Genomic DNA, 18953 nt, shown 5'->3' with positions numbered 1-18953 from the left:
TTTCGGAAGGTGCATTCTAATTATAACTATAGTATGGAGATTCCTTTTATCTTTGCTATCAAAAGGGGAGACGAAAATGATGAAAAGCGATTTAATGGGCATGTTAGAATCACGTAAAGAAGAAATCATCGAAATCCGACGCCGTTTACATGAAAATCCTGAGCTCTCTTTTAAAGAGGAGAAAACGGCTCAGTACATTGTGGATTTTTATAAAGGGAAAGATGTCGACATTCAAACGAATGTTGGGAATGGGTATGGCATTATCGTTACCATTAAAGGCGGAAAACCTGGAAAAACCATTGGTCTTCGTGCTGATTTTGATGCCCTTCCTATTGTAGAAGAGGCGGATGTGCCGTTTAAGTCAAAGAATGAAGGTGTTATGCATGCGTGCGGCCATGACGGACATACCGCATACTTGTTAGTTTTGGCTGATTGCTTAATTCAATTAAAAGAGTTCATCCCAGGTACGATCAAAATCATTCACCAACATGCAGAAGAAGTCCCTCCAGGCGGAGCAAAAAGTATAGTTGAGTCTGGCTTGATTGATGATTTAGATGCCGTATATGGCATTCATTTGCTGCCAATGGGACCTGCGGGGACTGTAGGTTATCATGCTGGGTATTCCTTCAATGGACGAGCATACATGAAATTGAAAGTGCAAGGAAGAGGCGGTCATGGTTCATCTCCTCATCTCGCGAACGATGCGATTGTAGCTGCCGCCCATTTTGTTACAGCAGCGCAAACCATCGTCAGCCGAAGATTAAGTCCCTTCGATATAGGTGTAATCACTATTGGATCGTTTGACGGAAAAGGTACATTCAACGTGATCAAGGACAGCGTAGAACTTGAAGGCGATATTCGCTATATGACGGTAGAAACAAAAGAAACGATTGAAAAAGAAGTGAAGCGAATTGTAAGAGGAATTGAAGAAGAGTTTGGCGTAACCTGTGAGCTTACCTACACTCCAGATTATCCGCCTTTATACAATGACCCTGAGCTTACGGCAATGGTCGCAGAAAGCTTACGAAGCATGAATGATAAAGATATAAAAGAAGTCAAAGAATTTCCGGCGCTGTCACCATCCGAAGACTTTGCTTATTATGCCGAAAAATTCCCGGCATGCTTCTTTTACATTGCCTGTACACCAAAAGGGGTTGAAGATCCTTACTTCAATCATCATCCGAAATTTGATATCGATGAAGATGCACTCCTAGTAGCTGCCAAAGCGGTGGGTCAGGTTGTATGCAGTTATTATGAATTAAATTAAAAGTACATTACGAATTAATCCGACAATCTTTTTGCCATATTAAAAGGAAAATCGGTGATTTAAAAGGAAATTAGCCCTTTTTAAACAAACGTTTAATTAAAAGAGATTTGTGTAGGAAAGGGTGGAAGATTGTAAACTTTTATTTTTTTTGACAGGAATTGGAGTAATCTATATCCAACCTAAGCCATTCCTCGACAATAAATTTCCTAGGAAACAATCAAAAGTTCGTTTTATAAAAGGGGTTATGGCTTTTTAATCAATCGTTTGGTTAGTAGGAAATAGTAGGGAAATGAGGAGAAAGATGTCTATTAATGAGAAATACCTGAATGGATACCGCCTAATGACGGTATCCATGTTTCATTTAGTTAGCTAAAATTTCGTTGATTTTTTCAAGCGTATCACTCGGTAGTTTGACTCGGGATGCTTTTATCGTTTCTTGGAGCTGCTCGGGACGGCTTGCACCAACTAGTGCACTAGCTACATTAGGCTGGCGCAAAATCCAAGCGATCGCAAGCTGCGCTAAGGTTAAATCTTCCTCATAGGCTACTGATCTTAATTGTTCTACTTTATCTAAATTTTGCTCCGTTAGAATATGGGACATGTTTGTGTTTGCCTGTGCCGCACGGCTTCCTTCTGGGACGTTTGCACCTTTTGTATATTTTCCAGTTAGCACACCTTGTGCCAATGGGGAGAAGACTACTTGACCGATACCGTGTTTTTCACTGACAGGGATGATTTCTTTTTCAATATAGCGCTGCAGCATGCTGTAGTTTGGTTGATTCACGACGATGCGGTCAAGAAGCTTCTTATCCGCAAGGTGCACGGCTTCGGTGATTTGTTCTGCTGTCCACTCACTTACGCCGACATATAGGACCTTTCCTTGGCGTACCAAATCATCCAATGCCCTTAGTGTTTCGTGTAATGGTGTTTCAGCGTTATAACGGTGGCAATAGTAAATATCAATATAATCCATACCTAGACGCTTCAAACTTGCATCACATTGCTCCATAATATGTTTCCGTGATAAGCCCTGATCATTTGGACCGTCTCCCATTTGTCCAAACACCTTTGTAGCCAGTACATAGGAGCTCCGTGGATATTTATTAAGCGCCTTTCCGACTACTTTTTCTGCTTCCCCTCGTATGTATACATTTGCGGTGTCAAAGAAGTTGATTCCTGATTCGTACGCAAGGTCAATGGAGGACACAGCATTTTGTTCTTCTACATACCCGCCATATGTAAGCCAGCTTCCTAAACTAATTTCACTAACCTTCAAGCCTGTATTGCCTAAACGACGATATTGCATGCACTCATCCTCCCATACAAATGAATTTCCTTTATACTATACCATATTATGGGTTTTCGTAGGTACAGAGTGTACTTATGTAAGGAGGATAGTCTGGAGTGACCGAATGGAAAGAGGCACAGTCCATTAAGACCATGCCTCTTAAAGTATTACTTCCGTAGAGAATTTAAGAAAACGTTTTGAGCCGCAGCCAAACCTGCCCCCGGCTCAAAGGAATAGGAGAAGTCTTGTAATCCAGCTTCGATCAGAGAGACAGCTTGAAGGATATCACTTGGGAAGCAATAGCCCATATGGCCGAACCGGAAGATCTTGCCTTGGAGGTGACCAAGACCGCCAGCGAAATCAAGGTGATATTTTTCCTTTAGATGCCCAATAAAGGAGGATACTTCTATTCCTTCTGGAGCACATATCGCGGTAATGGTCGGTGATGCATGCTCATCGGATGTAAGCAGTCCGATAGAAAGAGCCCTCATCGCCTCACGAATCATATTTTTCATTAATTCATGTCGAGCAACTGTTTGTGCAAAACCGCCTTCCTCATCAATCAAGTCACAGACGGCGGAAAGTCCCATAATCAAGGAGATGGCAGGGGTGTTAGGTGTCATTCCTTTCGCTGCCCACTCACGATAGCTTAGTAAATCCAAGTAATAAGCGGGTTTATTCGTTTCCTCAATCACGTTCCATGCTCTTTCACTGACGCTTAAAAGTGCAAGTCCAGGAGGGAGCATCATTGCTTTTTGGGAACCGGTAACTAAGATATCGATTCCCCATTGATCCATTTCAGCAGGCGCTCCGCCAAGACAGCTCACTCCGTCGACGATAAATAAAGCGTCTGTGTGGTCACGGACAACCTTCGCTAATTTTTCTATGGGGTTTAAGATTCCTGTTGAGGTTTCATTATAGGTTGCAAAAACGGCCTTTATATTCGACAAAGGCTTAAGAAACTCAGTAAGATCTTCCTCTGTGCATGCTTCACCCCAGCTTTTTTCAAGTTTATGTACTTTAAACCCGTATCTCTCACAAATAGATACAAAATAATTGCCAAAGGCGCCAACGGTGATCACAACGACCTCTTCACCTGGAGAAACGGTATTTACGGCTGCTGCTTCTAATGCCGCTGTACCGCCTGATGGGAGAAGCAGGATATCTTGCTGCGTTCCGAAAATGGGTTTCACTCGATTTGTTGTTTCTTGATATAACCGTACAAACTCTCCTGTACGATGACTTATCATATCCTGGCTCATAGCCAGCTGAACCTTTTTAGGTATTGGGGTTGGACCTGGGTGTCTTAAAATATTTGGATACATACTTTTCCCTCCATTTTATCGGTAGTTTGTAAAACATGAGGACTGTATTTTGTGTGCTCCATTTTAATTATGGAATTTCATGGATATCTCTAACTCTATGATATTATAATTTCAACCTTAACCACAACCATTGCACGGAAAACGGAGAAAGCTTGAGGATAGCCTCAAGCTTTTTTCGTTTTAGAAAGCGCCGGACCCTCCGCCGCCTCCACCGGTTCCCCCGCCGCTTCCTCCTCCGGAACCAGCTCCTCCGCTGCTGCTGATTGAAGAATGATAAGCCGAGTGGAAACTTGAAGACGTGTATGGTCCGATATAGATGATGGAGAAGAAGCTGCCATCATCAACGTAATCGTTACCCGTTGGGGTCAATGCTTCGATGAGCTCATCATTTTTTCGATCTATTTCTTTGCTGCTGATTCCGAGACCGTAAATATAGGCGCGCATGCGGTCATCTTCAGACCATTTTTCCCACTCGGTTTGTGGTAAATTTTTAAAGCGCGTTTTAAATTGCTTCCACTCGTAGGCAATCCTTGCACCTTCTGTTGTTTTCGGCCGGTAGACACTAGCATAGATGATGACGGTAATGATTAATAGTAGTGTCACAATAAAGGAAACAAAAAGACCATAAATTAGGAAAAAGAAAATAAACGGTAGTAAAAGGATACTTGAAAAACCAATGAGTAATCGATAGGTTGTTTTGTTTTCGTATAGGGAATGACTGTCTACCTCCTGTTTAACTGCCTGCCTCCACTCACTTTGGTAAGTGTTGTATCTAATCTGGTTTTTCGTGTTCTTTGTATAAGCTGTTAAGTCGTCGAGACTAAAGATATGGTTTGCACCGATTTTATCAAACAGCAGCTCCATCAATAGATTTTCATGTTTTACTGGGCTCTTTGAGCGAATCCTTTGAAACTGGTCGTCTGCTGTTTTCGTTACAAATCCTTGTCGTACCAAATCTAGTAACGCGGCAGCCATGGCTTGAGGCGGAAGATAGTTGTTATTAGTAAAATGGATGGTTGCCGGTAAACTCATCATTTGCTTTGGTACAGATAAAGTCGTTTTTCCCTCACGCATGAAATCATTTCGTATTGCTCGTGACGCTAACCAATCTCGCATAATAAGAAGTAGTAAAATAATTGTAAAAGCAGGGAGACCTATCGTGCTAATTTTTGAAAGAGTTTCTTTTATTTTGGCATCAGCTTCTGCCTGCTTCATGAGCTCACGTTCCGCATTAAGAATGTCCTCTTTCATCAGTTTATCAGCGGTCAGAGGCGCATGCGGAAAAAGGCTGGCAGGATAGGCTACACGGATATCGCCATTTGTATTACTAGGAACATTTCCTAATTTATAAAGGACGGAACCATCTTCCTGAATCGATTCAGCTGTAAACGCCTCGTTATATCCAAAGGCAATCACATCTTCTGTCTCTTGAGGAGGGTGAATCGTGATTGAGAGATCCTCATAGGAGGAATCATTTCTGTCATCAAAAAACGGCCAATAAAATTGCGCCACGTCCTGATAGACCTCTATTCCATTTTCAATCGTGTAGTGAAGTTTCACTGTAATGGTTTCATCCTCACCTTTACGGTGAACCTTATATAGGTTATCTTCTTTTTCAATTCGTAAATTCTTACCGTTCTCTGTTGCCGTAAATTGGCTGATAGAAGCTCCTTTTTTCGGAACCACTTCACGGGTGATTCCGCCGAATTCGCCCTCAAATTCATACGTGTGGGTTTCTTCTACTTCTACATTTCCGTTGTTTTGTAAGGCTGCATCAATTTTTACATCAGTAATTGAGAACTCCACAGCCAAACTTTGATGGGGGAAAACGAGTAACAAAGCAAGTAGTGTCAAGCAAGTAAACCACTTTTTCAGCATGTGTGTCACCTTCTTTCCTAGTAGTAGTTAGTACGAATGAATGAGATGAAAGGTTTCGCAATATTTTCCAATAAACTGTACCAAAAAAAGAGTTAGTTAAATAATTATTATTGAAAATCTGGAATAACCTTAGATAAGGATAATAATATCCTAATAGGATATTTCGAGGGTAATGGTCACTTTGTTCGACTACTGTCTAACTTTTATCCTACTAATTGAATTTACTTGAGAGGAGATGGTTGAAGTGAAGTTTTTACAAACAAAAGCTTGGATCCTTTTGCTTCTCATACAAGTTCTAATGCTAATTATAAGTATATCGGGTGAAAATGGACCAGTAGGTGAAGGTTCAGTTTTACACGCTTATTTAACTAATGATCAAACCGAGGCTGGAATTGAATTAAAGCTTAGAGGCTCACTGGTAATAGGTATGGCTTTATTTGGATTTGCAATTCTAACAAATGCCTATCGTAAAGGACTTCGATGGTCTTGGTATGCATGTTGGGTATATCCGTTATACTTTATCCTCCATATCATTGGTTTTGGTACCTTTATGCCTGACATTATCTTTTTATTACTATCTTTAGCCGCACTATTTTTACCTTTTAAAATCTTCTTTAAAGCTACTAGTTAACCCATGCAGGAACGCAGCTTTTCTTAACCGACAGGAAGTGAATTCTTCCTGTTTTTTGTATTCTTTTCTAGCATTAACTATAATCATATTAAAACCCACATAGAGGGAGGCAGCGGCATGAAACGAGTGGCGGTTTATTGCGGTTCAAGTTTGGGTGCTTCAGAGGCTTATAAGACAGGAGCCATTCAATTGGGGAAAGAACTGGCAAAACGGAATATTACTTTAGTTTACGGCGGTTCAAGTATCGGTTTGATGGGTGCTGTCGCAGATACGGTGTTAAGTGAGGGCGGTCAAGCTATTGGTGTGATACCTAAGGTACTCGAGGAACGAGAGATCTCCCATAAAGGGTTAACGGAGTTGATTACCGTTGAAACCATGCACGAACGAAAAGCAAAGATGGCCGAATTGGTAGATGGCTTTGTGGTCATGCCTGGCGGGACCGGGACCCTTGAAGAGTTTTTCGAAGTATTTACCTGGGGGCAGATTGGCTTGCATAAAAAGCCGTGTGGTCTTCTCAATATCAACCACTATTACGACCCATTAATCAGTCTGTTTGACCATATGATTGACCAAAAGTTTTTGCAGGAAAAATTTCGTTCGATGGCGATTATTGAGCAAGAGCCAGCGGCATTACTCGATAAATTTTTAAACTACGAGGCACCTTCCATCAAGGCATTTGAATAGGCAAAGCAAAAGCAGTGAGTGTTCACTGCTTTTCTTATTACCTGAGAGCCAGAAATGCCAGGTAAATACAAATCGCTGCCACGGTGAAAAAAAGGACGGAGATTAGACGATTCATTCTCAATTTAAATCCATATGCACAGAAAAAGATTGCTGCAGCCAACTTGGAAATGCTTTGGTAAACAGGCACATTTGAAAAAGTGGAAATGCTGAGAATGATGGAGGAAAGTAATGTGAAGGAGATTAGTAGTTTAAACCACAAAGGTTCTTTCAGAAAAAGTTGAACCATTAATTTAATCCGCTGCATGATGCAAAACTCCCTTCAAGTTACTATATGGAAAGTTATTTAAGCGTATCACTTTTCGACAAAAAATTTCCCGGAAAACTATCAAAATTTCTTTTTTAAAAAGGGCTTGAGGATGTTTTAATCAAACGCTTGTTTAAGATGAAAACTCTATGACTTTGTCGAAAAAAAGACCCATCTGAAATGGGTCTACTCTAAATTACTATGACGTTCGAATGCTGCGTTGTGGTCCACTTTGTTAAGTGAACTGTATTGCAGACATAGGGTGTCGAATATAATGTGAGCGCACTGGTCGAATAGGGAACCAAGCGGCTGAATCGTTTTCATCTCGTTTTCACGGCGGTATTTAGTCGCTGCCGGTACGTGAAGAATCGCTGTTGCCGCAGCTGCTAATGGAGACTCTGGGCTGGTAGTGATCGCGATGACGGAACAGCCAAGAGAATGTGTTTTTTCAGCGGTCCAAACCACATTCTTGGTTGTTCCTGAACCAGAAATCGCTACTAAAAGGTCTCCTTTTTCAATAGATGGGGTGATCGTTTCACCTACAACAAATACCGCAGCTCCTAAATGCATTAAGCGCATGGCAAATGATTTGGCCATCAGCCCGGAACGCCCTTCACCAATCACGAAGATACGCTTGGCTTTTTGCAATTGGCCGGCGATTTCTTCCAGCTTGTTTTCTTCTAGCTGACTCAGTACAGTTTCGATTTCTTTAATGATAGTAGGAATGAGTAACATAATTTATTTTGCCTCCACTCGTTTAAATTTGGCTGCTGTTTCTGCTGGATTCTCTGCCTTTGTGATCGCGGAGCCAATAATCACAATGGAAGGATTAAGTGTTTTCCGTAGTAGTTCCAATGAATCGAGGGTAATGCCGCCTGCAGCAGCAATGGTCATGTTTGGACCATAGAGATTGTCTTCCACTGCACCGTGATTGCTGGTTCCAAGCTCCTCTTGTTGATCCTTGCTAACGTGCTCACAAAAAACAGCTTTCTTGTATTTCATTAAATCTCTTTTTTGCTGCTCTGTTGTATTTAATAAATCAATCATTACGATCTTATTGTATTGTTCTGCAACCTCCATACACGCGTCAATGGTTACGAGAGGAGACACGCCCATGACCGTTGCAACATCTGCTCCGGCTTTAAAACACATTTCAAATTCATAACGGGCATTATCAATCGTTTTTAAATCGGCAACAATCGTTTTGGCTGGGAAAGCTTGTTTCATCTCTCTAACGCTCGTCATCCCGAATTCCTTGATTAATGAGGTTCCGACCTCTATCCAATCGATAGAATCCTCCACTTTTCTTGTTAAATCAATCGCATCGTTTATTTCCATCCGATCCAAAGCAAGTTGTATTTTCATCGTTTAAACTCCTTTTCGGCAGTTAGATAAATCGATTTACTAAACCGGTTTATGAAATGATTATACTTCAAATGTAAGCGTTATTCAATAGAAAAAGTCGAGAGGGTCTGGAAGGGAGGAGGAAGGGGAAGTGCCTGCCAATAACTGTCCGCCTGAGGTGGACAGTGTCCACGAGCGGTGACAGGCACCAACCTACTTGATTTCGCTCGGAAATACGAATACTTCGGGTTCGTGACTTTCTTTGCGAATTTGTTCATAAAGGAGTTCGGCGGCTTTGGTCCCCATTTTTGCAGCTGGTTGAATGATAAAGGACAGGGTGGTTTCGAGCATTTGGGAAAAAGGGATGTTGTCAAAGACTACTACATCAAGGTCTTTCCCAAACTTCATTCCTTTTTCTTTTAAAAATTCTCCAAGAGCGATAAAAACACGATCATTCGCTGCAAATAGGGCTGTTGGTTTTACTTCTAATGAAAACAGCTGGTTCAATTTCTTTTTCATTTCGGGGATACTTGCTTCGATAATGTAATTTGGATTTACCTCTAAACCTGCTTCAGACAAGGCTTTTTTGTATCCATCTAATCTTTCTATCCGCGTGCTGACTGTAAGCGGCTGGACAGCAAAGGCAATATTTCGATGTCCGTTTTCGAGGAACTGCTGAATGGCCTTGTAAGTGGATTCGGTGTTGTCTGTAATCACGGAAAACACATCAAGATTTTCGACTTTTCGATCGACAAACACAACAGGATAGCCTTGCTTTACCATGCTTTCATATAAATCATTATTTTTTCCAGTTGGAAAGATAATCAGCCCATCGACCTGTTTCGCCCGGAGCATTTCAATATACTTTTTTTCCTTTTCAGGATCATCATCTGCATTACACACGATGGTCTGCAAATCATATTGATGAAAGAAATCCTCAATCGCGCGGCTCACTTCTGTTGAAAAAAAATGTGTGATATTCGCAACAATGATTCCAATAAGAGAGGTACGCTTTTGTTTGAGGCTCCTGGCTAAAAAATTGGGTTGATACCCTAGGACCTCAATGGCTTGTTCAATTTTCTGCTTGGTTTTTTCGCCCATATATTCATATCGCTTATTTAAGTATTGAGAAACGGTACTTTTTGATACACCCGCTTCACGAGCCACATCGGCCATCGTTACTTTTTCCATGCCTATCTTCCTCTTTCCTATGGTCACTGCTTTCATTTTAGCGACAAATCAGCTAATTATCCAGTGTATCTGCATTGTACGTCTTTATTAAAAAGAAAAAGGATGACAAACTTTCTGTCATCCCCAACGATTATGTTAACCTAGCTGTGTGGACTTCGTCCATTAACTTCTTAGCATTTTCTGTTATTAAAGCTAAATAATCATCACTTAATTCTCTTTTAGGATCGACAAGTGAACTGCCAACGCCGACCGCCACAGCACCGGCAAGAATATAGTCCTTTGCGTTATTCATGTCGATACCGCCTGTTGGCATTAAAGGAATGTGGGGCAGGGGACCAGCAATATTTTTAAAATAACCTGGTCCGACACTTCCTGCAGGGAACACTTTAATGACGTCTGCACCATATTCATAAGCGGTTAGAATTTCTGTCGGTGTAAATGCACCTGGTACACTGATAACCCCGTATCGCTTTGTGATTTCAATCGTTTCCTTCCGAACCGTTGGTGAAAAAACAAATTTGGCTCCAGACAAAATGGCGGCACGCGCTGTCTCCGCGTCCAACACCGTTCCAGCGCCTACAAACATTTCATTACCAAATTCATCGGCTGCTTTTTCAATGACCGCCAATGCTTTTGGGGTTTCCATTGTAATTTCAAGCGCGGTGACCCCGCCGTCTTTTAATGCCCTAGCCATTGGAATAATACTTTCTACTGAAGCACCGCGAATGACTGCGACGACTGCTCTCCTTTTAATTTCTTCAACACCCATGTAAAAAAACTCCCTTCATAATGGAAACAGCCCTAGAATGTTTCTAAGGCTGTTCATCTTTTTAAGAATCTAGCTACTGAGCCTAGAGGCAGCTAGAGCTTTTCTATTAAGCACTCATATTTATATCTGCGGGCTTGCTGCTATCCTTTTTTGCGACATTTACCGCCCAAACGGTCAAGATTGCAGAAAGGAATAGAGATCCTGCCATAAAGATATAGGAAGCACCGAATCCACCTGTTACACCGTTCAAATATCCTACAATATAGGCACCAACGAATGATCCTAATGCACCCATAGAGTTAATCAGAGCCATTGCACCACCGGCAACGTTACGCGGCAGGATTTCAGGAATAATCGCAAAGAATGGGCCATATGGAGCATACATCGCTCCACCTGCAATAATCAACAGGACAAATGAAATCCAGAAATGCTCTGTACCAATTGCATAAGAAGCATAGAAGGCGATTGCGCCAATTAATAGGAATGGCCAAACAAAAGCACTTCGGTTCATCATTTTATCAGAGAAATAGGAAGCAGTTAACATTAGAACAATGGCTAAAATATAAGGGACTGAAGACAGCCAGCCTGTTGTAACAATATCCATATTCGGTGCCGCTTTAATAATAGAAGGGAGCCACATCACAAATCCATAGACACCAATGCTCCATAGGAAGTATTGAGCACTTAACAAAATAACTGGTTTTGATTTGAAGGCCTCACCGTAATTTTTAACTGGCTTGATTCCTTCTTGCTCTTTTACTAATTGCATTTCAAGATCAGACTTTTCTTTATCCGTTAACCATTTTGCTTCACGCGGTTTATCATTAACTAGTTTCCACCAAATGAATGCCCAAAGAACAGCAGGAAGACCTTCAATAATAAACATCCATCTCCAGCCGACAGATTCAACTAAATAACCAGAAACAATGGACATCCATAAAACAGTTGCAGGGTTACCAAGTATTAAGAACGTATTTGCACGAGAACGTTCTTTTTTTGTAAACCAGTTGCTTAATAGTACCAGCATGGAAGGCATAACAGCGCTTTCTACAACTCCAAGGGAGAAACGAATGACGAACAGTAACTTTACGTTTGTTACCATACCTGTAAAGGTAGCAAGTAAGCCCCAAGCAATCAATGACCAGAAAATGAGTACCTTGGCACTCTTTTTCTCGGCATAAGCAGCACCTGGTACTTGGAAAAAGAAATAACCTAAGAAGAAAAGTGCACCAAGCAGGGAGGAAGTCGCTGCTGTAATGTCAAGGTCCTTTGCTAATCCGGAAGCCGCTCCAAACCCATAGTTGGCACGGTCAAGATAGGCAAGACTGTAAGTGATAAAAGCAATAGGAATCAGATAAAACCATCTTTTTTTGGCAATCGTTTGGTTCATGTTAATTCACTCCCTGTAAATTATTTTCTATATATTTTTCTAACTGTTCTTTGGTTGGATAGCCATCATTGTCACCAGGCGACTGAACAGCTAGTGAACCAATTGCATTTCCCCGAATAACTGCGTCATGAATGGAGAGACCTTCAAGGAGTCCACTGATTACTCCGACAGCAAAACCATCACCTGCACCAACGGTATCGATGACTTTTTCTACAGGAAAGCCGAGTACGGTTCCTTCTTCGGCTGCTGTTTTATAAAAAGCACCAGCCGGTCCAAGCTTAATGACCACAAGCTCGACACCCTTATCCAAGTAAAAGGAAGCAATATCACGAGGGTTTTTGAACCCTGTTAAAATTTCACCCTCAGCTAACCCTGGTAAAACGTAATCCGCTTGGAAAGCTGCTTCATTGATTTCTTTTACCATTTCTTCTTGTGATGCCCAAAGAGTCGGGCGTAAATTCGGATCCAAGGAGACCTTTCGGCCATTTTTTTTCATAGTAGTTAACGCATGTTTGGCAAATGCTCGTGCACTTGTTGAAATCGCTAATGGAATCCCTGTCATATGAAGGTGTTTAGCGGCTGTGAAATACTCTTCATTAAAATCTTCTACAGTAAGATGGCTTGCAGCAGACCCCTTGCGGAAGTATTGAACCTCAGGATCTCCTTCTAACACCATTGATTTTAATTGGAACCCAGTAGGGTACGTGTTGTCTAGCAAAACATGGTCTATGTTGACGTTTTCATTTTGGAGACGGTTAATAATAAATTTTCCAAACGCGTCATTTCCTACTTTACTCGCCCAGCCAGAGCCGAGGCCAAGGCGGGCAAGACCGATTGCGACGTTGGTTTCAGCGCCTGCAAGCTCACGGGTGAATTGGTTAACTTCATGTAAGGAACCAGGATGATTCGCCATGAACATCGCCATTGCTTCGCCAAATGTTATGACATCTAACTTTTTCATAGTAGTACCTCGCTTTCTGTCATCATTTGGATATACTCTTTTGTTCGTTCCTTTGGTTGTATTGGGAACTCAAGCGCTTTCACTAGATTGGAAGGGAGGCTGTTCATCACTTTTTCCCAGCTGTGTCCAATGTTTTTTTGAAGCGGTACGGTTACGAGTTCCCCATTTTCTAAGTCAACTTGTTTCAAATGAAGATACTGGACATATTGGGACAGCTGGCTTAAAGCGTCGTCTATATCCTGCTTGGAATAGTACCAGTTTCCTGCATCAAATGTCATTTTAACCGGCACATCCTGCTCGGAGGCGCTTTCAAAAAATGACTTTAAGTTGGAAACATTTCCGCCATACAGCGTTTGGTCGTTCTCTACGAACAATTGAATATCAGAATGCTGCTTCAAAAAGAAGTGGAGGTCGCTTACATTGGATTGGTCTTTACTAAAATGTCCTAGTGATACTTTGATCCACTTGGCTCCAAGCTTCTTTCCTTCTTCAAAAATCGCAGTTAACGCTTGTTCATTTAACTGATGATTCGCATTCCATAACTCGACGGGTGCGGAATACACAGTAAAAAGTTTATGTTGTTCAATTTCTTGTTTCATACTTTCTAACGGCGGATCTTGTTCTGAAAATAACTCACGGCGAATCTCAGTCCCAAAAGCACCTGAACTGGCAATAAGCTTAATAAAAGAAGTTTGTCCTTTCTCTAAGACTTCGACTCTATCAAAAGCATTTAAAGGAACAATCACATTTTGCATGGTTATGACACCTTCTTTGAAGTAATTAAATAAATCGTTTTAGTAAACCGGTTTAGTAAATCGGTTTATGGATATTATAAACTCAATGTAAGCGCTCTTGCAAGTAAAATTTTTAAAAAATCCGTTTAACCGATTTTATCTTCTCTAATTTAGCTGGATTCTTGTACATTTATAGTAAAAGTAAATTTTATGGGGATGAATACCAGGATGATAAAAAAAGTGGACTTAGCAGGAGATTTTCTGGATAAGCTGAGCGCCAGAAGGCAATCACATGACTTAGTGATTGCCGAATTTTAATTTACCGGGGTGCAGGATTTTAATGGACAGAATTTCACCACATGTTAAACATACAATATAGTTCTCTACGGTTCCCTTTGTAAAACTTTTTTCTATTGAACGAAAGCATTTGTGGTCACTTGCTTGCGTAAAGGAAGTTCCACCGCATTCTAGACACTTTTTTATTGTTAATTTCATATAACACCTGCCTCCATAGTGAATTTCCACATCAACAGACGGAAAAAAGAACGAAAAGTTTTAGTGAAAATAAGTAACATTCCATTCTATGCGAGTCAGGTGCAAAATTTTCATAAAAAAAAGGATCCGGCCAGTTGCCGAATCCAAAAAGAAATCTTATAAAAGGGGGTTTATGAAAGAGAGAGAAAAATGTTTGTCCTCTTCATATATTTATCTTACCCTCAAAGTATGAACAAACTATGAACAAAGGTTTAAGGTTCTATTAATTTGGTGGTGACATGCTCCGGTTTAGCTTCTACGCCTTCATGCGTTCGGGAAGATTTTGAATCGATTGGACTACCATATCTAGCTTCGACTCAATCCGATATAGCAAATAGAGGGTCACAATGATTGGGAATCCTACCTCACTGATGAGAGGTATCATTTGCTCCACGAGATCTCACTCCTTTCTTTAATAGAGGCCGGCTTCCCTCGGAACCCGACCTCCTCCTACTCTATTAAATCATTTCATATTCGGTTACATTTCTATCGATCACCCGAGCTCCTTTCACAGTAGCAAAATTACCGTTTGTAGAAGTGAAAACTCCTGACGCGATCATCTCTTCCATCGCCGCCTTCACCACTGCTTCCTCAATCGGTTCCTTCGGATTTTCTATTGATAAACGTGCCGATTTACCAAACTCTGTAGCAAACTCCAACTCTAATGTTTTAGCCATTTCATTCACCTCCTATCGCTATTTATTTTTCTATTAAGCTAGTAAATCTGCATTGTCGACTCTCTCAATATTGCTGAGAGTATCGTTTGATAAACCGATCAACGCTTGTGCTGCTTGGAAAAGTTGATCAGCTGTCGCGGATTTCTGGATATTACTAAGTGTCTTCGATTTTATAACGGGTTTCCCTTCGTCATCCATGCCTACTTGAAACACCAAACGTAACTTAGACGATGTTACAACTGCCTGTGCCATTGTCAATCACCTCCTTTCACCCTTTATATATAGAAAATAAGGCCAAAAGGACATGGTCAGAAAAAATAAATATTAGAGAGAGCATTCTGGAGTGACCGAAGACAGAAAAGAAACGGAGTTTGGGTGAGTGTGGCGATTATGGAAGGCTATACAGCAATAGAAAAAGAGATAGTTACTAGTTAATATAGGCAGATGTAAAAGAGACCAGCAAATTTTTGCTGGTCCCTTACTTGTTAGATTAGTTGTTCTATTTTCTCGTTAAAGTATTCATTCATCAGGCAATCGAGTTTGATTGATAGACTTATATATTCGGAAGTATTTGGGCCAGTTTGGTTAAATAATTCACTTAGTTTTATTTTTAGCTCCACGATGTCCATTAAAAGTTCTTTGTTTTCGATTTGGGTCAATTTGTTTGTTTTCATCATACACCTCGTATGTTTTTTTGTACTGTGGTTTGGAAGGTGCGATGACTTGATTTCCAAGTTCTTCAATTTATGATGGATAGCATTTTTCCAAAGCCTTTCCGATAGTACCATAGAACATCTTAGCTGTGAACACTGATTTAAATAGTAGGAAAATTGAGAAAAGGGTAAATGATACTGATATATCTTGTTGCTGCAAACACCCTCTAATTAGACATGATTTCGACAATAATAAGTTATTTTGTAATAACGTCTAAATTGCAACAATTTTTGTATGAGATCCAACCATATAATAAAGCCTGGCTTGAACAGCCCCATTAGCTGAAAACCGAAAAAAATCAGCGAATAAAGATTGATGCAGCTTAGAAAATAACCATTTCTATCAGTCGTTCAACATTCCGTCATAACATTTCAAACAAACTGTGAACTTAACACTATACCCATGTTATTAACTACTGAAATCCAATATAGTGTAAGTATAAAGAACAAGTAAATTTTGAAAGGCGGAATGCTTTATGTTTACTAAATTTTTAAGAGAAAATAAGATTGCAGCAGCTATTTTAACCGTTATTCGTTTATACCTTGGATATGCTTGGTTCACAGCTGGTTTAGGTAAAATTACAGGTGGATTCGACGCTTCAGGATATTTAAAAAATGCAGTAGCCAATCCAGTAAAGGGTCCAGATGGCAATATGGTTTACGGATGGTACGTTAACTTCTTAGAAAGCTTTGCACTTCCAAACATCGATGTCTTCAACTTCATCGTTCCTTGGGGCGAAACATTAATTGGATTAGGACTTCTACTTGGATGTTTAACAACCGCAGCTATTGTTTTTGGTCTAGTGATGAACTTCTCTTTCTTCTTAGCGGGAACTGTTTCTCATAACCCAACTGATATTTTCTTAGGCTTCATCATCTTAGCAGCAGGATTCAACGCAGGTAAATATGGTTTAGACCGCTGGGTGGTTCCATTCATCCGCAAAACAACAAAGACTTATACTGAGAAAAATAAATCAGCAGCCTAACTAGCAGTACAAAGAGACGATTCGTTCCCCCCGAATCGTCTTTTTTTGATGTTATAAATTACCCATATTGTTGCAGGGGATTGGGTGAAAAGAATCGTTTTTAAAAAAGGACGACAAAAAACGATTCTTTTACTCGAATTTTGTCCGTGAAAGTTACGATTCATTGAAAGGGGGTGAAAATGTGCACTTCCGCCAATTTTTTATATCAGCTCTATTGGTTGGTGCGGCGATGTTTTTTCCAGACAATGCTTTTGCGGATAAGAATGAAATTCGTCCTCAAAAGGGACAAGCTCAGGCTTCCATTCCGGAAAATGTTTCTATACCAAAACCGGTATCAATACCAGAACCTGAAACAATAGCAGAACCAGCAAAGCCTGTAGAGGCCAAATCGATGAACAAGACGATTCCTGAGCATGCTCGTGAAAACCAAGCACAAGCAAAACAGCTCCCAGTCCAAGATACTCCAAATCAGGAAGCGTTGGAAAAAAGCCTGCCAGAACAGGCAAATGCAAACGCGAAGCCTGAGGTAAAGAAGGCTGATAAGGTTGTTCAGGTCAATGTTCCCGAACAAACAGAGGCTGTCCAGGCAAATCATACAGTAGAAAAGTTGAATCCTAAAGATCCTATCCAAGATACTGATAGTGAGGTAAAAGTCAAACAAGTAAAACCAGTAAAAGTAGATAATAGTGTCTATTTGCAAGGAGAAGACTTAGACACAACAAAATCAGAATCCGTTGTGCAGGGGACACAGAAAGATCCTGCCAGCGAGGAAGAAATACCTAAGGTAAACCAAGTACTGAATCAAACACAGAGAAGCAACGGTTCGGGGGGTCAATCAAATGATCGGGTCAATTATGGGATAAGTAATTTAAGCTTGTTGGATAAATGGTTTGAATGGAATCACTACTTTGAAATCAAACTTGTCCAGCCATACCTTTCCCGGCAAGCGTTGTTGAATACTCAATGGGTGAATGCTCCGCCATCACCACCGCCGCAGGCAGCTCCTTTATTAACCAACGTCACCCAAAGCTAAAAGCCACGGATCATGATAATAAAAGGAGCGAAATAAAAATGAAACATTACTTAAACCCTAATAAAATTGCTAAATCTTTTGTACTTGCAGGAGCCTTATCGTTTGGAATTTTTGCTGGAGGTCAATTTACGGCAGCAGCAGGCCCAGATCACGCTAAAGTTGAAAAACCTGTTCAAGTGAAACAATCCAATAACGCAAAGGTTAATGTGAATGTTAAACCAGTTGTTCCGGCAGTACCAGCTGTACAGGCAAAGGATGAAGTAAGCGTACAAGTAAAGCCTAATGAAGAAAAGGCTAGTAAGTCGCAGGCGAGCGTACATGCAAGCGAAAATGCAAAATTGCATGCAGCCCCAAATTCAGCTGTTCATGGAAAGGGAGAAAAAGCTGAAGATGTGGTGGCGGAAGAGGAAGTAAAGGAAGAAGTACAGGTTGAGGAAACAACACCTGTCATTGAACTTGAACCCGAAGCTGCAACGGATGAAACGGAAGCGGATACGAATACAGATTCTGAATCTGAAGAAGCAGTTGACGTTGATAACGATGTAGCTGCAAAAACGGAAGATGAAGATGACGCGGCAAAAGAAGAGGAAGAAGAAACAGATGCTGACTCCGATTCAGTTGTAAGAATTGAAGATGAAGAAGATGAGGATGAAGATTCCGAAAACATCGATTTTGAAACAGACGCAATTGTAAAAACTGAAGATGACGAAGAAGCTGAAGCTGTTGAAGAAGAAGAAGAAAAAGTAAACCCATCTGCAGCTAACAAAGCAAAGGCACAAGCTAGTGTAAAAGCAAGCGACAATGCGAAAGCACACGCGGCAGCCAATTCAGCTGTACTTGCAGTAGCAGAAGAACTACCTGCTGAAGAAGCTGTTGAAGTAGAAACTGAAGTTGAATCTGAAGAGGTTGCAGAAGAAGTAGTGGCTGATGAAGAAGCAGTGGAAGTTGAAACCGAAACAGAAGAAACTGAAGTAGTTGAAGAAGCAGAAGTAACTGAGGTTGAAAAAGTAAACCCATCTGCAGCGAACAAAGCAAAGTCACAAGCTAGTGTAAAAGCAAGCGAAACTGCGAAAGCACATGCAGCAGCCAATTCAGCTGTACTTGCAGTAGTAGAAGAAGTACCTGCTGAAGAAGCAGTGGAAGTTGAGACCGAAACAGAAGAAACTGAAGTAGTTGAAGAAGCAGAAGTAACTGAGGTTGAAAAAGTAAACCCATCTGCAGCGAACAAAGCAAAGTCACAAGCT

At 40.8% G+C, this 18953-nt stretch carries 20 protein-coding genes; 6 read left to right on the top strand and 14 right to left on the bottom strand.

From position 1 onward, the window contains the following. Positions 1 to 79: 79 nt before the first annotated feature. Positions 80 to 1267, top strand: a complete 1188-nt coding sequence (locus ACIQAA_RS08770) for an amidohydrolase (protein ID WP_402617909.1) — start codon at positions 80 to 82, stop codon at positions 1265 to 1267. Between the two features lie 361 nt (positions 1268 to 1628). Here the strand turns inward: ACIQAA_RS08770 and ACIQAA_RS08765 are convergent, their stop codons facing one another. The 3 genes from ACIQAA_RS08765 to ACIQAA_RS08755 all read right to left on the bottom strand — a co-directional run bounded on the left by ACIQAA_RS08765 (position 1629) and on the right by ACIQAA_RS08755 (position 5758). After that, the gene (locus tag ACIQAA_RS08765; protein ID WP_402617786.1) at positions 1629 to 2573 is read right to left on the bottom strand and encodes an aldo/keto reductase family protein; all 945 of its coding nucleotides are present in this window, start codon (positions 2571 to 2573) and stop codon (positions 1629 to 1631) included. Between the two features lie 149 nt (positions 2574 to 2722). After that, positions 2723 to 3880: a pyridoxal-phosphate-dependent aminotransferase family protein gene (locus ACIQAA_RS08760; RefSeq protein ID WP_402617783.1), complete on the bottom strand. Its 1158-nt coding sequence runs from the start codon at positions 3878 to 3880 to the stop codon at positions 2723 to 2725. 180 nt (positions 3881 to 4060) lie between these two features. Then, the gene (locus ACIQAA_RS08755; RefSeq protein WP_402617780.1) at positions 4061 to 5758 is read right to left on the bottom strand and encodes a DUF2207 domain-containing protein; all 1698 of its coding nucleotides are present in this window, start codon (positions 5756 to 5758) and stop codon (positions 4061 to 4063) included. Positions 5759 to 6002: 244 nt separating this feature from the next. Between ACIQAA_RS08755 and ACIQAA_RS08750 the strand changes: the two genes are divergently transcribed. Both ACIQAA_RS08750 and ACIQAA_RS08745 read left to right on the top strand, forming a co-directional pair. Beyond that, the gene (locus ACIQAA_RS08750; protein WP_402617777.1) at positions 6003 to 6389 is read left to right on the top strand and encodes a hypothetical protein; all 387 of its coding nucleotides are present in this window, start codon (positions 6003 to 6005) and stop codon (positions 6387 to 6389) included. 117 nt (positions 6390 to 6506) lie between these two features. Beyond that, a complete protein-coding gene (locus ACIQAA_RS08745) occupies positions 6507 to 7073 on the top strand; it encodes an LOG family protein (RefSeq protein ID WP_402617774.1) in 567 nt (188 codons plus the stop codon). Between the two features lie 490 nt (positions 7074 to 7563). Here ACIQAA_RS08745 and hxlB read toward each other — a convergent pair whose 3' ends face one another. The 11 genes from hxlB to ACIQAA_RS08690 all read right to left on the bottom strand — a co-directional run bounded on the left by hxlB (position 7564) and on the right by ACIQAA_RS08690 (position 15651). Then, on the bottom strand, positions 7564 to 8112 hold the full coding sequence (gene hxlB, locus ACIQAA_RS08740) for a 6-phospho-3-hexuloisomerase (RefSeq protein WP_402617771.1): 549 nt from the start codon (positions 8110 to 8112) through the stop codon (positions 7564 to 7566). A 3-nt stretch (positions 8113 to 8115) separates the two neighbouring features. Further along, the gene (gene hxlA / locus ACIQAA_RS08735; RefSeq protein ID WP_402617768.1) at positions 8116 to 8742 is read right to left on the bottom strand and encodes a 3-hexulose-6-phosphate synthase; all 627 of its coding nucleotides are present in this window, start codon (positions 8740 to 8742) and stop codon (positions 8116 to 8118) included. 192 nt (positions 8743 to 8934) lie between these two features. Next, the gene (locus tag ACIQAA_RS08730) at positions 8935 to 9912 is read right to left on the bottom strand and encodes a LacI family DNA-binding transcriptional regulator (protein ID WP_402617765.1); all 978 of its coding nucleotides are present in this window, start codon (positions 9910 to 9912) and stop codon (positions 8935 to 8937) included. A gap of 130 nt (positions 9913 to 10042) precedes the next feature. Then, the gene (locus ACIQAA_RS08725) at positions 10043 to 10681 is read right to left on the bottom strand and encodes a bifunctional 4-hydroxy-2-oxoglutarate aldolase/2-dehydro-3-deoxy-phosphogluconate aldolase (protein WP_402617762.1); all 639 of its coding nucleotides are present in this window, start codon (positions 10679 to 10681) and stop codon (positions 10043 to 10045) included. Between the two features lie 106 nt (positions 10682 to 10787). Beyond that, a complete protein-coding gene (locus ACIQAA_RS08720; RefSeq protein WP_402617759.1) occupies positions 10788 to 12071 on the bottom strand; it encodes an MFS transporter in 1284 nt (427 codons plus the stop codon). Between the two features lies 1 nt (position 12072). Further along, complete coding sequence (locus ACIQAA_RS08715; RefSeq protein WP_402617757.1) at positions 12073 to 13032, bottom strand: sugar kinase; 960 nt, start codon at positions 13030 to 13032, stop codon at positions 12073 to 12075. After that, the gene (locus tag ACIQAA_RS08710) at positions 13029 to 13787 is read right to left on the bottom strand and encodes a sugar phosphate isomerase/epimerase family protein (protein ID WP_402617754.1); all 759 of its coding nucleotides are present in this window, start codon (positions 13785 to 13787) and stop codon (positions 13029 to 13031) included. The genes ACIQAA_RS08715 and ACIQAA_RS08710 overlap by 4 nt, the downstream gene beginning before the upstream one ends. Before the next feature lie 769 nt (positions 13788 to 14556). Beyond that, positions 14557 to 14694: a YvrJ family protein gene (locus ACIQAA_RS08705; protein ID WP_221829235.1), complete on the bottom strand. Its 138-nt coding sequence runs from the start codon at positions 14692 to 14694 to the stop codon at positions 14557 to 14559. 64 nt (positions 14695 to 14758) lie between these two features. After that, entirely contained in the window at positions 14759 to 14977 is a 219-nt protein-coding gene (locus ACIQAA_RS08700) for a DUF2922 domain-containing protein (RefSeq protein ID WP_402617751.1), read from the bottom strand. A gap of 33 nt (positions 14978 to 15010) precedes the next feature. Beyond that, positions 15011 to 15229, bottom strand: a complete 219-nt coding sequence (locus ACIQAA_RS08695) for a DUF1659 domain-containing protein (RefSeq protein WP_402617907.1) — start codon at positions 15227 to 15229, stop codon at positions 15011 to 15013. 233 nt (positions 15230 to 15462) lie between these two features. Beyond that, positions 15463 to 15651, bottom strand: a complete 189-nt coding sequence (locus ACIQAA_RS08690; RefSeq protein ID WP_402617749.1) for a Spo0E family sporulation regulatory protein-aspartic acid phosphatase — start codon at positions 15649 to 15651, stop codon at positions 15463 to 15465. Positions 15652 to 16166: 515 nt separating this feature from the next. Between ACIQAA_RS08690 and ACIQAA_RS08685 the strand changes: the two genes are divergently transcribed. The 3 genes from ACIQAA_RS08685 to ACIQAA_RS08675 all read left to right on the top strand — a co-directional run. After that, on the top strand, positions 16167 to 16676 hold the full coding sequence (locus ACIQAA_RS08685; protein ID WP_402617746.1) for a DoxX family membrane protein: 510 nt from the start codon (positions 16167 to 16169) through the stop codon (positions 16674 to 16676). Positions 16677 to 16857: 181 nt separating this feature from the next. Further along, on the top strand, positions 16858 to 17709 hold the full coding sequence (locus tag ACIQAA_RS08680) for a hypothetical protein (protein WP_402617743.1): 852 nt from the start codon (positions 16858 to 16860) through the stop codon (positions 17707 to 17709). Between the two features lie 38 nt (positions 17710 to 17747). Further along, positions 17748 to 18953, top strand: a 1206-nt coding sequence (locus ACIQAA_RS08675; RefSeq protein WP_402617741.1) for a hypothetical protein, incomplete at its 3' end; no start/stop codon positions are given.

Source organism: Neobacillus sp. NPDC093182 (assembly GCF_044754045.1).
The sequence above is the reverse complement of the archived record's forward strand: the minus strand, read 5'-3'. Positions and strand labels throughout refer to the sequence as shown.